General features: G+C 40.0%; 13 protein-coding genes, 1 pseudogene and 1 other annotated feature. All 14 genes and pseudogenes read right to left on the minus strand.

Going from position 1 to position 16,691, the window contains the following annotated elements:
• Positions 1-4 precede the first annotated feature (4 nt).
• Positions 5-1,114 (minus strand): RNA polymerase sigma factor RpoD, encoded by a 1,110-nt coding sequence (gene rpoD, locus HT708_RS04985; protein ID WP_000201906.1) that lies wholly within the window; start codon positions 1,112-1,114, stop codon positions 5-7.
• A gap of 2 nt (positions 1,115-1,116) precedes the next feature.
• Positions 1,117-2,877, minus strand: a complete 1,761-nt coding sequence (gene dnaG, locus HT708_RS04990; protein WP_172926064.1) for a DNA primase — start codon at positions 2,875-2,877, stop codon at positions 1,117-1,119.
• Positions 2,878-2,966: 89 nt separating this feature from the next.
• Positions 2,967-3,725, minus strand: coding sequence for an ABC transporter ATP-binding protein (locus tag HT708_RS04995; protein WP_138707255.1), 759 nt, complete (start codon positions 3,723-3,725; stop codon positions 2,967-2,969).
• On the minus strand, positions 3,722-4,588 hold the full coding sequence (locus HT708_RS05000; RefSeq protein ID WP_000637230.1) for an ABC transporter permease: 867 nt from the start codon (positions 4,586-4,588) through the stop codon (positions 3,722-3,724). The genes HT708_RS04995 and HT708_RS05000 overlap by 4 nt, the downstream gene beginning before the upstream one ends.
• Before the next feature lie 68 nt (positions 4,589-4,656).
• A complete protein-coding gene (gene trpX / locus HT708_RS05005) occupies positions 4,657-5,661 on the minus strand; it encodes a tryptophan ABC transporter substrate-binding protein (RefSeq protein ID WP_054388335.1) in 1,005 nt (334 codons plus the stop codon).
• Between the two features lie 224 nt (positions 5,662-5,885).
• Positions 5,886-6,103: a binding site (T-box leader), on the minus strand.
• A gap of 69 nt (positions 6,104-6,172) precedes the next feature.
• Positions 6,173-8,869 carry a phosphoenolpyruvate carboxylase gene (gene ppc, locus HT708_RS05010; protein WP_054388331.1) on the minus strand — a complete coding sequence of 899 codons (2,697 nt, stop codon included), beginning with the start codon at positions 8,867-8,869 and terminating at the stop codon, positions 6,173-6,175.
• 24 nt (positions 8,870-8,893) lie between these two features.
• Positions 8,894-10,117, minus strand: coding sequence for an FtsW/RodA/SpoVE family cell cycle protein (locus HT708_RS05015; RefSeq protein ID WP_054388329.1), 1,224 nt, complete (start codon positions 10,115-10,117; stop codon positions 8,894-8,896).
• 153 nt (positions 10,118-10,270) lie between these two features.
• Positions 10,271-10,597 (minus strand): annotated as a pseudogene (locus HT708_RS05020) (transposase family protein); the annotation flags it as partial.
• 266 nt (positions 10,598-10,863) lie between these two features.
• Positions 10,864-12,222: a 23S rRNA (uracil(1939)-C(5))-methyltransferase RlmD gene (gene rlmD, locus HT708_RS05025; RefSeq protein ID WP_172926065.1), complete on the minus strand. Its 1,359-nt coding sequence runs from the start codon at positions 12,220-12,222 to the stop codon at positions 10,864-10,866.
• A 73-nt stretch (positions 12,223-12,295) separates the two neighbouring features.
• Entirely contained in the window at positions 12,296-13,270 is a 975-nt protein-coding gene (locus tag HT708_RS05030; RefSeq protein WP_172926066.1) for a DUF1002 domain-containing protein, read from the minus strand.
• A 73-nt stretch (positions 13,271-13,343) separates the two neighbouring features.
• Entirely contained in the window at positions 13,344-13,958 is a 615-nt protein-coding gene (gene pmp23, locus HT708_RS05035; protein WP_004254352.1) for a cell wall hydrolase Pmp23, read from the minus strand.
• A complete protein-coding gene (locus tag HT708_RS05040; RefSeq protein WP_172926067.1) occupies positions 13,958-14,932 on the minus strand; it encodes a nucleoid-associated protein in 975 nt (324 codons plus the stop codon). The genes pmp23 and HT708_RS05040 overlap by 1 nt, the downstream gene beginning before the upstream one ends.
• A 7-nt stretch (positions 14,933-14,939) precedes the next feature.
• Positions 14,940-16,196 (minus strand): serine hydroxymethyltransferase, encoded by a 1,257-nt coding sequence (gene glyA / locus HT708_RS05045; protein WP_172926068.1) that lies wholly within the window; start codon positions 16,194-16,196, stop codon positions 14,940-14,942.
• A gap of 62 nt (positions 16,197-16,258) precedes the next feature.
• Entirely contained in the window at positions 16,259-16,690 is a 432-nt protein-coding gene (locus HT708_RS05050) for a GNAT family N-acetyltransferase (protein ID WP_000942969.1), read from the minus strand.
• Between the last annotated feature and the right edge of the window lies 1 nt (position 16,691).

The following is a 16,691-nucleotide window of genomic DNA, read 5'->3' on the forward strand; positions in this document are numbered from 1 at the left end:
ACTCTTAGTCTTCAATAAAATCACGAAGCGGTTTGCTACGACTTGGTTGGCGTAGTTTTCTCAAAGCCTTGGCTTCAATCTGACGGATACGCTCACGAGTCACGTTAAAGACTTTACCCACATCTTCAAGGGTACGCATTTTTCCATCATCTAGTCCAAAACGTAGACGCAGAACATTTTCTTCACGGTCTGTAAGAGTATCCAAGACCTCATCCAACTGCTCACGCAAGACGATACGAGTTGTATAGTCCACTGGATTTTCAATCACTTCATCTTCGATAAAGTCTCCAAGGTGGCTATCATCCTCTTCACCGATTGGTGTTTCAAGAGATACTGGTTCTTGAGCAATCTTCAAGATTTCACGAACCTTATCAGGAGTCATATCCATACGTTCAGCGATTTGCTCAGGTGTTGGATCTTGACCTAATTCTTGAAGGAGGTTACGCTGTTCACGAACCAATTTATTGATGGTTTCAACCATGTGAACTGGGATACGGATGGTACGAGCTTGGTCCGCAATAGCACGAGTGATAGCCTGACGAATCCACCAAGTTGCGTAAGTTGAGAACTTGAATCCTTTAGAATAATCAAACTTGTCAACCGCCTTCATCAAACCCATATTTCCTTCTTGAATCAAGTCAAGGAACTGCATACCACGACCGACATAGCGTTTGGCAATAGAAACAACCAAACGAAGGTTGGCTTCCGCAAGGCGTTGTTTAGCTTCGATGTCACCCGCTTCAACAGCCAGTGCTAACTCTTTTTCCTCTTCATTGGTCAAGAGAGGAACGACCCCGATTTCTTTCAAATACATACGGACAGGGTCATTAACCTTAGCAGAAGTTGACCCAATCAAGTCCTCATCGCTGAGTTCTGGTTCTTCTTCATTGCTAAGAACACGCGCACTTGGATTTCCTTCATTATCTGTGATAGAAATTCCTGCATCTTGAATCCGTTGCAAGAGATCTTCAATCCCATCAGCGTCCAAGGTAAAAGGAACGACAAGACTAGCATTGATTTCATCATCTGTTGCTGTCCCTTTTTGCTTATGATTACGGATAAATTCTGCTACTTGTACGTCAAATGTTGTTACTTCTTTTTGTTTTGTTGCCATTATTACTCCATTCTTCTCTTTTGTGAAATTAAACGTTCCAATTCTTCTAAGGCTGTGTCGGTATCTCCTACATGGCTAGCTTCCTGCACCTTCTTTTTGATTCTCATATTATCCTGATTCAAGAGAGCCTTGTTTCGAGTCATTTCTACTTCACTAAGTTCCTGAGGTGACATCTCAGATGGTAAATCCTGAGCTAAGACTTGGTACCAAGCTCTTTCAGCTTCCTCTGTCTGTTCTGCTAGAACTTCTGGAGGAAGATTGCCATACTGTCCAAGCAAGTCATATAAGACCTGAAATCCAGGTGTATCAAATGCAAAATCTTCTCGCAAGCGGTAATCGTTCAAAACAAGAGGGGATTCCATCATTCGATAAAGTAGATGGGCTTCTGCCCTCATAATAGCGGATAACTGCTTGGTGACAGGCATGGTGATTGGCGTCGGTCTGGAAATTCCTTCCATGCGATTCTGCCTTTGCGCCTGACGACTCTCATTAACAATCTGCTCAATCTGAGCATAATCAAAGGATGCCAGACTGTCAGCTAAAATATGAATATAGCTATTTTGAGCAGTGATAGACTTTTCTTGAACAATCAAGGGAGCTATTTTTTCAATAAACTCAATCTGAGCCTGTAGATTTTCACTATTTTCAGGCTTGTACTGGTGAATGTAGAACTCAATCGGACTAATACGAGTTTTCGTTAATAGATAGGCCAATTCTTCTGGACCATTTTTTTGTAGATACTCATCCGGATCCAAGTTATCAGGCATGCTGACGATTTGCACAGGTATATCACCAATTTCGTCCAGCGCTTTCAATGTCGCAGCTTGCCCAGCCTTATCGCCATCGTATACCAGAACTAACTTCTTGGTTAACCTTTTCAGATGCTCAACATGCTCACGACTCAAGGCTGTTCCCATAGATGCGACAGCATTTTCGATTCCAGCCCGATAGGCTGCAATGACATCCATGAACCCTTCCATGAGGTAAATCTCACTGGCTTTTCCAGAAGATTTTTTTGCCCTATCCATATGATATAATTCGTAACTTTTGTTAAAAATTGCAGTCGATCGGCTATTTTTATACTTAGAAGTTTGTGAATCCGTTTTCTGCCAGATACGACCTGAAAAGGCAATGACCTTTCCCTGGTCATTTGTCAGGGGAAACATAATCCGATTGTGAAAGGTGTCTACAAATTGATTTGCATCCGATAGGTAAAATAGCCCTGAATCTAGAAAATCCTCATCACGATACTGACCAGACAAACGTTGATAGAGATAGTTGCGTTCTGGAGGTGCTAAACCAATCCGAAAATGTTTGAGCACTTCATCTGTCAAACCTCGCTGATAGAGGTAATTTCTGGCTTCCTCCCCCATGGTCGTGGTCATGAGAATAGCATGATAAAATTTGGCTGCATCTTCGTGCATATCATAAAGAGCTTGGTAGGGTGAAGCTGGATTCTGTTCACTATAAAGCGGTTTTTCAACCTCAATTCCAACACGCTGACCTAAGATTTGGACAGCCTCTATAAAGGGAACCCCTTGGTACTCCTCTATGAACTTAAAGACATCACCAGATCGGCCACAACCAAAACAGTGGTAAAACTGCTTATCCTCTACAACGTTGAAAGAAGGTGTTTTTTCACCATGAAAAGGACAGAGCCCTAGATAGTTCCGTCCTGCCTTTTGTAAAGAAATCACATCTCCTATGACTTCCACAATATTGGCATTGTTTTTGATTTCTTCAATGACTTGTTTGTCAACCATACACAATACCTCCATGTTATCATAGTTTACTTTATATAGTATACTTTATTTCAGAAAAAAAGTAAACCATTTCACTCATTTTCCCTACTTTATTCAAAGAGTTGATAATAATCAGAGATTTTCATTTTTGCTTTTTCTTCTTGATTCAAATCTTGGATAATCCGTCCTTCTTTCATGACAATCAAGCGATTGCCATATTTGAGAGCATCTTCCATATGGTGGGTAATCATAAGCGCTGTCAGCTGATTTTTCTTGACAAATTCATCTGTCAATTCCATAAGGGAAACACTGGTCTTTGGATCAAGAGCTGCAGTATGCTCGTCTAACAAGAGTAATTCAGGACGCTTCAAGGTTGCCATCAAGAGACTCAAGGCTTGTCTTTGACCACCTGATAAAAACTCAATCGGTGTATTCAAATGCTTCTCAAGACCATTTCCTACTTTTTCAATTGTAGCCTGAAACTCATCCTTATAGCTAGCCAGACGTCTTGGTAACAATCCACGCTTTTCACCACGAAACTTGGCAATCAAGAGATTCTCTGCCACTGTCATACGAGGAGCTGTTCCCATCTTTGGATCTTGGAAGACTCGAGACAGATACTTAGCGCGCTTCTCTGGTGAAAACTTGGTAACATCCTCACCTAAAATACGGATGGTTCCACTGGTTAAGGACAAGGTTCCTGCAATGGTGTTAAAAAGGGTTGATTTCCCAGCACCATTTCCGCCCAAAATCGTGATAAAGTCCCGTTCAAAAATTTCTAAGGAAACATCATTTAAAATAATCTTTTCTTCATCAAAGCCATTTTTAACGATTTTGGTTGCATTTTTTAATTCTACAATTGCTGTCATTTGCTTAACTTGGCTCCTTTCAAGATGGTTTGCTTAAATGTTGGAATCATGAGGCAGACTGCTAAAATCACGGCGCTGTACAAACGAAGGTAACTTGTATTAAAGCCAAGCGCAATAACCGCCCACACTAAGAATTGATAAGCGATAGAACCTACAACGATGGTAACCAGACGTTCTGCCAAACTCAAACTCTTGAAAATAACTTCTCCAATAATCAAACTTGCAAGCCCCACAACGATAACCCCGATTCCTCGAGATACATCAGCATACCCTTCTTGCTGGGCAATGAGAGCGCCTGCAAGGGCAATCACACCATTTGATAAGACCAAGCCCATGAGCTCCATGCGTCCAGTATGAATCCCGAAACTTCTAGCCATATCAGGATTGTCACCTGTAGCAATATAGGCTTGTCCGAGTTTGGTGTCCAAGAAAAAGAGCATGAGAGCAATGACAAGACTGACAAAGATAAGACCTGTCAAAAGTTGATTCAAATCCGAATCAAAAGGCAAAACATCCTGAATTTGCTTGGTTCCAAGCAAGCCTAAATTTGCACGTCCCATAATCAAGAGCATGATAGAGTGACAGGAAGTCATCACCAAAATCCCTGAGAGCAAGGTTGGAATCTTCCCTTTTGTATAAAGAAGTCCTGCCACCATTCCAGCCAAACAACCTGCTCCTACAGCAAGCAGTGTCGCTAAAAAAGGGTTCACGCCTTTGGTTATCAGAGTGACAGCAACAGCTCCCCCAAGAGGGAAGGAACCTTCTGTTGTCATATCTGGAAAGTTTAAAATCCTAAATGTCATAAAGATTCCCAGACCTAGAATAGCCCAAACAAATCCTTGAGAAATAATGGAAACAATCATATTTTATTTAATCCTTTCTATATTCATCTTTTTAAAAAATGGGAAGAGTCTCCTCCTCCCTACCTTATTTATTCGATGACTTGTCCTGCTTCTTTGAGAACAGACTCAGGAATAGTAATACCTAGTTCTTGTGCTATTTTTTTATTAATCACTGACTTACCAGTTGAAAAGACATTGACTGGGGTATCAGCTGGTTTTGCACCTTTCAGAACTTGCGCAATCATTTTTCCAGTTGCCACACCAAGGTCATGTTGGTCAACTACAACGGATGCCAAACCACCTACTTCTACCATAGCTGCCGCACTTGGATAAATTGGTTTCTTAGAACTTTGATTGCTAGAGACAACCGTTGGAAATCCTGATGCAATGGTGTTATCAATTGGAACCCAAATAGCATCTACCTTGCTAGTCATAACAGTGACAGTTGAGGCAATTTCATTTGTTGAAGGAACTGCAAATGTTTCCACTGTCAGACCTGCTTTTTCAGCATAAGCCTTAAATTCTTCGACCTGTGTTTTTGAATTGTCTTCGCTACTTGAGTAAAGAGCTCCGATTGTTTTCACATTCGGTGTCAGGGTCTTGATGAGTTCAACTTGTTGTTGAGCTGGATTGTGGTCAGATACCCCTGTAACGTTGCCACCTGGTCTTTTCAAATCTTTAACCAAGTTAGCACCAATTGGGTCTGTAATAGCAGCCATGATAACCGGTAGGTCTTTTGTGGCACTAGCCAAACCTTGAGCAGCTGGTGTTGCGATACCAACCACAAGATCATTCCCATTTGCAACCAATTGTTTACTCATTGTCGCAACCTTACTTTGGTCACCTTCTGAGTTCATAAAATCGATTTTAACTTGATCATCTTTATATCCTTCTTCTGCAAGTCCGTCTTGAATCCCTTTATAAATCAAATCAAGGGATGGATGGCTCACAAATTGAAGCACACCAATCTTGGCTATTTTCTTCTCATCCTTATTATTCTGAGCTTCTGATTTATTCATTGAAGAGTAAATCAAGCTTCCTGCTACTAAGACTGCTAATGCAGCGATAATTCCAATTAAACGTTTATTTTTCATTCTATTTCTCCTTTTTAATTCCTTTAAAATACTTCACTTATCTAATACTCTTCGAAAATCTCTTCAAACCACGTCAGCTTCACCTTGCCGTAGCTATGGTTACTGACTTCGTCNNGGCTAGCTTCCTAGTTTGTACTTTGATTTTCATTGAGTATAAACAAGCGACGCCATCGTTTTCTTTCCATACTAACCTCCATCAAAAAAATCCTCACACAAAAAACTTGTGTGAGGACGTCGATGCGCGGTACCACCTCAATTATAGGGAATTTCCCTATCGCTCTGTCTCGCAATAACGAGATGCACTGTAAGGTGTGCTCACCGAATTTTTATGATTTCAAATTCTAAATAACATTCAGCCCAATTTTCATCATCGCCACTTATCTGTTTTCAGCTACCACAGACTCTCTTGAAAGTTTGTACGATTACTTTTCTGAATGGTTAAATTATATCATTTTTAAACTACTTGTCAATAGTCTATTAGAATTTTTTTCATCTTCACTTTTGAAAATGATTAGCCTGAATTACGCAATCCTGTTGCAATTCCGTTGATGGTGATATGAATCAATCGTTCTTGATCACTGGACAATTCTCCACGACGTTGGCGTTTAATCAACTCTAACTGAATATAGTTGAGAATATTAAAGTAAGGCATACGGTAATCCAGACTAGCTTTTAGATATGGATTGTCAGCTAAGAGTTCGTCATGTCCTTCAATAGCCAAGATAACGTTCTTAGTAACTTGCCATTCATTTAAAATAGTCTCATAGATGGCCTTAACTTGCTCGTCTTCACAAAGTTTAGCATATTCAAAAGCAATATTCATATTTGATTTTGACAAGACCATATCAACATTTGAAAGAAGCGATTGGAAGAAAGGCCAATTTTGGTACATATCTCGTAAGATAGCAATATTCTCTGGATTTTTATCGATAAATTCCTTGAAGCTCGAACCAACCCCGTACCATCCAGGGAACATAACACGACTCTGTGACCATGAGAATACCCAAGGGATGGCACGCAAACCACCGATTTCAGTAATCGTCTTACGAGCGGCTGGACGAGAACCAATATTAAAACTTGAAATAGCCTTGATTGGACTTGACTCGAAGAAATAATCATAGAAATGCTCATTACCAAAGACCAAATCACGGTAGATATCGTAACTACGGTCCACTACTTGATCCATAATGGCTTCATAACGATTTGAGGTATTGGTATCGCTCTTTTTCTGAGTAATCATACGATTAATAGCTGCCGATACTAGCATTTCAAGGTTATAGTAAGCGGCGTCTTTGTTACCGTATTTATTCCCAATTACTTCACCCTGCTCCGTCAAGCGGATACGATCCTTGATAGACTTGAGCGGTTGAGATGTGATGGCTTCATAGGTTGGTCCACCACCACGACCGACAGTACCACCACGACCATGGAAAAAGGTAACCTTAACGCCAAATTCATCTCCAATAGCAGTCAATTGTTGTTGAGCCTTGTAGAGGGTCCAACATGATGACAAGTAACCACCATCTTTATTACTGTCAGAGTAGCCAAGCATGATTTCTTGGTAGTTATTTCGTGAGGCAATCCATTTTTTGGCAAGGCTAAGAGAAAGATATTTTCTCATTGTTTCCTCTGAATGATCCAAGTCTTCAATTGTTTCAAAAAGGGGAACAATCTGAACACGCGCCCTTTCCGTATCCACCAGTCCTACTTCTTTTAATAGAATAGCTAATTCTAGCATATCAGAAAGGCTAGTAGCGTGCGAAATGATGGTCTGGCGGATGACATCATCTCCCAACTTATCTTTCAAAACACGAGCCGTCTTAAAAATAGCTAGTTCTTTTGCTAATAATTCTGATTTTTCTGCGTGAGTCGCAGAAAGAATTCGGGGATCTTCTTCTAACTCTTTCAAGAGAAGGTCACACTTTTCTTCTTCGCTTAACTCGCTATAACGAGAATGAATTCCTGCTGATTTCAAGAGTTCTGCCACACAGGCTTCATAGACGCTAGAGTCTTGTCGCATATCAATTGATGCTAGGTAAAAACCAAATATCTCTACTGCCTGCAATAATTCCACAAAATCACCTGAAATCAAGGACTCGCCCTTATTTTCCAGTAGAGAATCTCGAATGGCAATCAAATCCTTGTAGAAATCATTGGCGGTTTCATAACAAGTCCCAACTTCCTTATCCTCAATCAGATAGGTTTTAGTTGCTTGGATTTTTGACTGAATATCAAACAAGGCACGACGGTAAAGCTCTTTTTCACGGTAAATCGAGTTATCCTTGGATTGACGAGCCATTTCTCTGACTTGCTTGCTGACGTTGACAATACTAGTTGAAAGAGAAAATTCACGATAAAGTTGGTAAATCTTTTCATCATAGTAGTTCATGATGACTTCACACTGAGTGAGTGCAGACTGTTTCAAGGTCTCTGCTGTAACAAAGGGATTACCATCACGGTCTCCACCAATCCACATACCCATGGTGATTGGTTTAGCCTGTTTTAAATCCAGACCATGCGCTTGCGCTAAGCGCTTATACTCCGTCGTCAAGTGAGGTAGAGCTTTCAAAAAGGAGCTGTTGTAATATTCCATAGCATTCGTGATTTCGTTAGTCACTTTTAATTTTTTCTCACGAATCATGTCTGTCTGCATGATAATTTCGATATAACGGCGCAAATCATTGTGCCATTTTTCTTTATTGATCAACCCCAACTTAACATCACGGTATTTACGCAAAAGACTATGAATATGATTTGTTAAATCCAACATACTTTTTCGTTGCACTTGTGTTGGATGAGCTGTCAAAACAGGGACAACATTCAAGTGTTCAAGAATTTCAACGGCATTTTCTTTTTCAGCAACCATTTTGATCGTTGTAGATAATTTACCTAAATAGTCCTGATCAATATTATTTTGATGATTGATTTCATAAGCTAAATCCACATCCTCTGAAATATTAATCAAAAGAGGTAAGATTGAAAAATAGCGTGAAATATAGACCATTTCATCATTTGATAAGCTAGTCACTAGACGGTTTAGACCTTGATAATCTTCTTGAGTTGATAATTCTTTCAACTGCATGATTTTTTCAAAGGTCTCTGGGGCAAGCATATTTTTAGTAATATCTTCCAGCAATTCTGTTAGAATCAATACTTCTTCTTGCACAACACTTTTATTACTATAATTTTCTAATTTTTGAAGAGACATAGACTATCCTTTCTTTATTCTACTTCACAGAAGGTTCATTTGTTGATTTTCCAATTCTCGGTACAACTTAGCGCGTTTTTCACTGGCATCAATATTTAAGACAAAGGCCACTGCCACTGATAAGACTAGAAGACTATTTCCACCCTGGGATAAGAAGGGGAAAGTCACTCCTGTAGATGGAATCAAGCCCGAAATCCCTCCGATATTGACAAATACCTGAACCAACATCATCCCTCCGACACCGAGTGCAACCATGGCATTAAAAGGATTCTCCGCTCGGATACCGACCAAGATAATTCGCAGAATCATGAAAAACAAGAGAGCTAAAATAAGACTAGCACCAACAAAGCCAAATTCTTCAATCACGATAGAAAAGACAAAGTCTGTATGAGCTTCTGGTAAATAACCTCGTTTTTCAATCGAGTTTCCAAGACCTAGACCAAACCAACCGCCATTGACCATGGCAAAATAAGAATTAGCTAACTGGTGACCCGCATCAGCACGATCGGCAAAAGGATTAAAAAAGGCACTAAAGCGCTTGGCCACATAGCCAAATACTGGAATTTTTGAAAAGGTCTCAACACCGATTAGGCTGATAGTGGTCAAGACAAAGACAGAAGCGGCAGATACGAGCGCCAGAATGGTTGAAAACCAGCGATAAGCGATTCCACTAACTGTATACATAATCAAGGAAACCAAGACTAAAATAGTCGCATTCCCTAAATCAGGGAAAATTCCCAAACTTCCAATCAGAACTAGGAGAACGAATCGCCAATCATTAAAAGCACGGGGAAGCCATTGATTTTGAGTCAAAACTTGAAAATCATAAATAGCTATTTCTTCTTGCTGTTTGGAGAATCGGTGAGCCAAATACCAAATAATAATGATTTTCAAGTACTCAGCTGGCTGAATAGTTACTCCTGCAACCGAAATCCAACCGTATGCCCCGTTTACGGAAATACCAATAAAACGAGCCAAGAACAATAAAACCATTTCTATCAAGATAACTAAAATGATTAGTCGCTCATTTCTCAAAAAATCTAGTCTTAATTTATAAATTAAGGCAATCAGTATTAAACTAACAATCCAAAAGATTCCTTGATTTCGAACCAATTGCAAGGCGCTCTTGCCTTCTTCGATTAAAATAGCACTGGTGGTCGAATAGACCACAATCAAGCCCAAAATAGATAAAAGCAAGTAGGGAATCAAGATGGAATAATTTAATAAGTGCCTCTTACTAATCTTCATAGTATCACCACTCTACTAGGATACAGACAAATCTGTTCCAAATTCCGTTTTATTTTCTAGTTTTGATTGCTATTATACCATTTTTTCAGAAAGAAAAAAACTCTTACCTTACAATCCTTCACAATCCTTCGAATTTTACTATTTTTACAGAATTAAGGCAGAATTTGAAATCGTAAAACTATTTTGAATAAGAGTTGCTTCAACCCATTGGCTCCGACGGATTAAGTTGCTTTCGTGAATGCCAAAATCAGCCGCAATTTGTTCATAAGTGCTCTATTCTCGCATGTATTGAATAGTTAGCATGAGGAGACCAGGAGACCGTCTAGGCTTAATTTGGGTTTTCGTCCACTTTTGCGCGTTTACGTTGATAAGCTGTTTTTAACACAACTAACATCTCTTTAAATGTCGTGCGCTGAACTGAACACCTACAAGGCTCTTAAAACGGCTATCGCTTAATTGTTTACTTGCTTCATCATCCATAGTTTTATTGTATTGTATTTTGTTTCGCAGGAAGTCTATTATTCCTTTCGTTCAAAGGTTTTTACGCTTTTAGCAACAAGCTTACACACTGAGCGTTTCGGACTTACCATATCATTTCGTCGGTTTTCCTCTTCATTCTACGAGTCCTATCCCATAGATGGAGCATCTACTTCTACTTCGCTGATACCTCAGCTTGTACAAGCAGTGATACTGCCTCAACATGGTAAGTCTGCGGAACTCAAAAGGTTTGGGGAACCTTTTAAGGATTAACTACGTTTCTCCAACAAGCTTACACATTCGACATGGTGCGTCTGAGGAAAAAGATCTACCGGCTGGACTTTCTTCAATTCATATCCCAATTCTTGGTAGAGTTTGATATCACGCGCCATAGTAGCAACATTACAGGAGATATAGGCAATGCGGTCTGCTCCTGTTTGGCTACTTGCCTTGATAAAGCTTTCTGTGAGTCCTTTTCTTGGTGGGTCCACTAGGATAAGGCTTGGTTGAATTCCATCTTTGAGCCAATTCTTCATGGCATTTTCAGCTGTGTCACAGACATAGAGGGCGTTTGAAATATTGTTCAGTTGGGCATTCTTCTTGCTATTCTCAACCGCTTCTGGAATCACTTCGACACCATAGACTTCCTTGACGTGTTTCGCAACAGAGAGGCCAATCGTCCCGATACCAGAATAGGCATCAATAACCACATCATCTTCTTTTAATTCAGCAAAGTCAATGGCTGTTTGATAAAGTTTTTCAGCCATTTCAGTATTGACTTGGTAAAATGCTGGTCCAGCGATTTGGTAGTCATTTCCCAACATCTGGTCAGTGATAAAGTCTTGTCCATAAAGGGTGCGCCATTCCTTACCAAAAATCGCATTAGTGTTCTGGTCGTTGATATTTTGCATAACAGATACAATCTCTGGAAACTGCTTGATGACTTGTTCAATCAATTGCTCCACACGAAAAACTTTGGGACGAGTTGTTACCAAAATAACCATAATTTGACCTGAATAGTGTCCGCGACGCACCACAAGATTACGAATCAAGCCAGCTTGTTCCTTTTCATCATAAGGTTTCAAATCATAACGACGGAGCAAATCACGTAGGGCTACTACTAGCTCGTCAATCACAGGATCTTGGATAAAGAAATCTTCTAGAGGCATGAGGTCGTGGGAATTCTTACGGAAAAATCCTGTTTCCAAGATACCATTCACTCTACGGACAGGGACCTGTGCCTTATTGCGGTACTTGACTGGATTTTCCATACCTAAAGTTTCAGCAACCTCTACATCAGCAATTCCAGCAATCTTGTAAAGACTGTCCTTGACTTGCTTGGTTTTAAACTTGACCTGTTCTGGATAGGCAAGATGACCTAAATCCGCGATTCCTGAACGCAGGTAAGCCAAATCTAGATCTTGATTACGGTGTGGTGATTGGACAAGGTATTCTTCTACTTTTCCAAAACCAATCTTTTTATTGACCTTGAGAACTCGCATGAGAATTTTTTCACTCGGTAAAGCATTCTCTACAAAAAAGACCAAACCATCCACCTTGGCCACTCCTGCACCTTCATGGGTCAAGTCAACAATTTCAACTTCTACAATATCATTTTTCTTTAACATTCTCTTCTCTTTCTATTGGCCGACAAAAAAGACGGCAACGTTACGGTTACCATCTATTATACCATGAAATTTCTTAAGAACCAAAACTCTTGAAGAAGTTGACAATGGCTTGCCAGAGGGAGCTTAAGAAGTTACCACCTTCTTCTAGCGCCTTATCAGCATCAAAGTTAAGGTTGATATTTTTAAAACTGTCGCCAGCTTGTGAAACAATACTTTGTTTAAGGTCATTTAGGGTTTTAGTGAAATCTGCATTGCTGAGGATATCACTCTTTGAGAGATTTAAAGCAAAATTGATGATGATATTGATCTGGTTTCCTGTTATCACCTGATCAAGTTTATAATTTTTTAAGGTATCTTCAACGATTTTGCGGACATCTTCCTCTGTCAGATTTCCCTTACTTTCTTTAGCTTTGGCGAGTCCTGACTTGATATCAGCTAGGGCAACGTTTAATTTATTAGCATCATAGCCTGACTTGTCCTTGTTTTCAGCATTGATATCTGACAAAGCCTTTAGCTCTTCTTGAGCCAAGTCTTTGTTGGCTTGCGGCACCTTGGCTCCATTAGCTTCTAGCGAATAATAAATCCCTGCTAAGGCACTCTCACCTGTAACTGGAATGGGTGCTGCTACAGTGATTTTGGCGTGTTCCACACCCAGAGTTACTGCTGCATTTCGGTACATATCCTGCGTCACCTTAGTGATGTTTTCTGGTGTTTCAATCTTGACCTCAAGTGGCGACTTATCACCTAGTTTTTGAATCTTGGCTGATGAATACAACTGTAAACTAGAGTCATTGGCCACATTCATGATTTTAGAATAGACATCAGGTGTCATGGTCTTGAGTTCTTTGGTGTCTGTTGAGGCATTGTAGCCTAGTTTTTTAAGGGTTTGATTTTTTTGGTCTTCAGATAATGAAGAGCCTAGGACATATTCAGGTTGGACATAGGTTTCATCAATGACTTTTTGCACATCTGTTGCTGCATGGGCACTATTCATAGCTGTTACTGCCCACAAGACCGCAGCACTAGTCAGAAAGAGTTTCTTTCTCATAGGGAATTTCCTCCTTTACCTTTCTAGAGTAATATATCTATCTTAAAGAAAACTTATAACAAAAACACCTGAACTAGCCAGATGTTGAAAAGAGAGTGAAACATTTGATGATGTAAAGGTTGAGTTGCACCTGTCTAGAATAGTAATAGTTTCCTCCATTTACATAGAGTTCGGCTCCATGAAAAATGGAAATGGGGTGAATATAACTATAAGTCTTTCCAGTGGTATTGCCAAGCAAGGGAGCAACAGTCTCACGAGAGTACTGTTTGGCCAGAGCCAAGGTATTTTCCTTACCATTTTGGGCGATAAAATCGATATAGGCAGGACCAAAATTATAGGCTTGAACAGCCGTCCAGACATCTACCCCCTGCTTCTGCGCCAGATAGAGATTGTCTGTCAGAGTTTGAACGCCTTGCCGAATGCTAGAGGCGTTATCATTGATGGTATTGGTTGAGCCACTTGCAGACTCACTAGACTGCATGACATCGCCTTCTTTTCCTTTTGTTTCAGTATAAATCATAGCGAGCACAAGCTCTTCGTTTGCTGGTGTGTCTTTTTCACTCAAGATTTCTCGCACCATGGGTTGATAGGTCATAACTTGCTTAACATCTTGGTGAACGCGGTAAGCTTTATATCCAGCAAAAAGGAAGACTGCTAGTACAAGCACTCTTCGAATTCGTTTAAACATTATTTACTTTGGATATCCTCGATATTTTTGATTAAGATAGAGTAGGTTCCATTATCATTTTGGATAAACTCAACAGACTCGGCGTCTTGATAGACGTTATTGGGAACGATGAGCTCAATTCCATTTGACAAGGAGAGTTTTTGGTTTTCAAATTTCTTTAATTGGCGACTGGCATCAATTTCATCAAATTGAACAGGTTCTGGTACGGCTTCTTTGACTTGGTCAATAAAGCTTAGACGAGCCGTCAGATTGTTGTCAAAAAGGTCATTAGCCAATTTCTCAGGTGACAATTCATTGCTTTCTTCTAGGTTGTTGAAAATAGCTGATTTGACCTTGGATTGAAATTGAAAATCATCTGTGTTAAAAGATTCAGCAATTCTCTGGGCTGTTTTTTCTAGTTCTTTGATAGATTTCTTGGGTGAAATCTTAGGAGCGACAGTAAGAAGATTATCTGAAAAATAGTTCAAAAAAGTCCCGTTGTACTTGATTCGTTTTTCAATCAGATGGTACTTGCGGCTCTGAAGATTGACTACCAAGGCCTCATCAGCCCCTGTTCCAAATCCAGGCAGGTTATTCTGAGTCAGCTTGATTGGATTATCAACTTCTCCTCCGAGGTGAGTCAAGGTCTCACGCAGGGCAATTCTCAAGAAAGCGAAATGTTTCACACCTTCTTTAGAAAATTGCACAAAAATCAAGTCATTGGTCTTGAGATTTTCGGAAATACTGAACTCCTCTTTCCAGAGATTAGCCAGTGTTACTGATGTCTCCAACAAATCGTCTGTGATGTGATTGAAGAAGGGATTTTCTTCTTCGAAAATCCCAGTCTTAGCTTCATCTGAATACACACGTTCAATTTTTTTACGCAAGTATTCTTCGATTTTTGGAGTGATATTGAGAAACTTATCCGCTAGAAACAGCTCGGTATCATCCGGGCTAAACTGATGGATAATAGCTTTCTTAATATAAATATCCATAAAAATTTTAGTCCTCGTATAATGGGAAGGCATCTGTTAATTCTTTAACTGCACTTCTCACTTCTTCTAAGACAGCTTCATTTTCTGCATTCTTAAGGGTTTTAATAATAAGTTCAGCCACTTTGCGACTTTCTTCTTCACCAAATCCACGTGCAGTAATAGCTGCTGCTCCGATACGAATCCCACTTGTCTTGAATGGTGACAAGGTTTCGTAAGGGATTGAGTTTTTATTTAGGGTAATATTGACTTCATCCAGCAAGTTTTGAGCAACTTTTCCGTTTTCAACAACCTTAGTCACATCCACTAGGAAGAGGTGGTTTTCTGTTCCTCCAGAAATGATACGGAAATCAGAATCTTGCAAGAAGACATCTGCCATAGCCTTGCTGTTCTTAATTACATTGGCAGCATATTCCTTGAAGGCTGGATCCAAAACTTCTTTGAAGGAAACTGCCTTAGCCGCCACAACATGCTCTAAAGGACCGCCCTGAATACCTGGGAAAATAGCTGAATTGATTTTTTTAGCAAGTTCTTCGTCATTGGTCAAAATCAAACCACCACGAGGTCCACGAAGGGTTTTGTGGGTCGTTGTTGTCGTGATGTGAGCGTATGGTACTGGGCTTGGATGAAGGCCAGCCGCAACCAAACCAGCGATATGAGCCATATCTACCATGAGCTTAGCACCAACGGCATCTGCAATTTCACGGAATTTTGAAAAGTCGATAATTTGAGAATAGGCTGAAGCACCTGCTACGATCAATTTTGGTTTTACTTCTTGGGCTTGCTTCAATATAGCATCAAAGTCCAATAATTCCGTTTCAGGATCTACACTATAAGAAACAAAGTTGTAGGTTTGACCTGAGAAGCTAACTGGAGCTCCGTGGGTCAAGTGTCCACCTGCTGCTAAATCCATCCCCATAACGGTATCACCTGGCTCAATCAAGGCCATGTAAGCCGCACAGTTGGCTTGGCTTCCTGAGTGAGGTTGGACATTAGCAAATTTTGCACCGAAAATTTCTTTTGCGCGTTCAATAGCAAGAGTCTCTACCACGTCTACCACATCCGTTCCACCATAATAACGGCGGCCTGGGTAACCCTCGGCATATTTGTTTGTCAAGATAGACCCTTGAGCTGCCATAACAGCCTTGGAAACTACGTTTTCCGAAGCAATCAACTCGATATTATTCTGTTGGCGTTCTTCTTCTTTGGCAATAGCATTCCAGAGATCAGCATCGTATGCTTTAAAATCATCTTTGTCAAAAATCATAGGTCTTCTCCTTTTATTGTGTGACTAGTCCATTAGTTTAATTTTCTTATTAGAAAATCAAACTAAAAGATGCGAATAAACCGTTTCTGCATTTTATCACAAGTATAACCAACTTTTTCATAAAATGCATGAGCACCCAGACGATGATCGGCAGAGTTTAAGCGGATAAACCCATAACCACGTCTTTTTGCTTCTTCTTCCAACCCTTGTAATAAGCTTTTACCAATACCTTGACCTTGCGCTTGAGGTGAAACTGCTAAAGCTAAAATATTAAATCCTGCTTTAGAATAAAGTGATTCATAGACCTCAGCGTGGACATATCCAAGCAAGGCATGACTAGCTTCATTCTCATAGCCAAGTAGGAAATGATGGGAATCCTGAGATAGTCTAGCAAATTGACTAGCCGTGTCCTCTGGACTAAAAGAATAACCCAAAGCCTCTTGGTTGATCTCACATATAGCGTTCACATCAGTTTCTCTTAAATCTCTTAGCATC

Origin of the sequence: Streptococcus sp. 3613, from assembly GCF_013277375.1 — a bacterium.
Classification (GTDB): Bacteria; Bacillota; Bacilli; order Lactobacillales; family Streptococcaceae; genus Streptococcus; species Streptococcus pseudopneumoniae.

What these genes read in the sequence shown, in the direction of transcription:
- rpoD (WP_000201906.1), bottom strand. Translation starts at nt 1,114, where the DNA reads ATGGCAACAAAACAAAAAGAAGTAACAACATTTGACGTACAAGTAGCA.
- dnaG (WP_172926064.1), bottom strand. Translation starts at nt 2,877, where the DNA reads ATGGTTGACAAACAAGTCATTGAAGAAATCAAAAACAATGCCAATATT.
- HT708_RS04995 (WP_138707255.1), bottom strand. Translation starts at nt 3,725, where the DNA reads ATGACAGCAATTGTAGAATTAAAAAATGCAACCAAAATCGTTAAAAAT.
- HT708_RS05000 (WP_000637230.1), bottom strand. Translation starts at nt 4,588, where the DNA reads ATGATTGTTTCCATTATTTCTCAAGGATTTGTTTGGGCTATTCTAGGT.
- trpX (WP_054388335.1), bottom strand. Translation starts at nt 5,661, where the DNA reads ATGAAAAATAAACGTTTAATTGGAATTATCGCTGCATTAGCAGTCTTA.
- ppc (WP_054388331.1), bottom strand. Translation starts at nt 8,869, where the DNA reads ATGTCTCTTCAAAAATTAGAAAATTATAGTAATAAAAGTGTTGTGCAA.
- HT708_RS05015 (WP_054388329.1), bottom strand. Translation starts at nt 10,117, where the DNA reads ATGAAGATTAGTAAGAGGCACTTATTAAATTATTCCATCTTGATTCCC.
- rlmD (WP_172926065.1), bottom strand. Translation starts at nt 12,222, where the DNA reads ATGTTAAAGAAAAATGATATTGTAGAAGTTGAAATTGTTGACTTGACC.
- HT708_RS05030 (WP_172926066.1), bottom strand. Translation starts at nt 13,270, where the DNA reads ATGAGAAAGAAACTCTTTCTGACTAGTGCTGCGGTCTTGTGGGCAGTA.
- pmp23 (WP_004254352.1), bottom strand. Translation starts at nt 13,958, where the DNA reads ATGTTTAAACGAATTCGAAGAGTGCTTGTACTAGCAGTCTTCCTTTTT.
- HT708_RS05040 (WP_172926067.1), bottom strand. Translation starts at nt 14,932, where the DNA reads ATGGATATTTATATTAAGAAAGCTATTATCCATCAGTTTAGCCCGGAT.
- glyA (WP_172926068.1), bottom strand. Translation starts at nt 16,196, where the DNA reads ATGATTTTTGACAAAGATGATTTTAAAGCATACGATGCTGATCTCTGG.
- HT708_RS05050 (WP_000942969.1), bottom strand. Translation starts at nt 16,690, where the DNA reads ATGCTAAGAGATTTAAGAGAAACTGATGTGAACGCTATATGTGAGATC.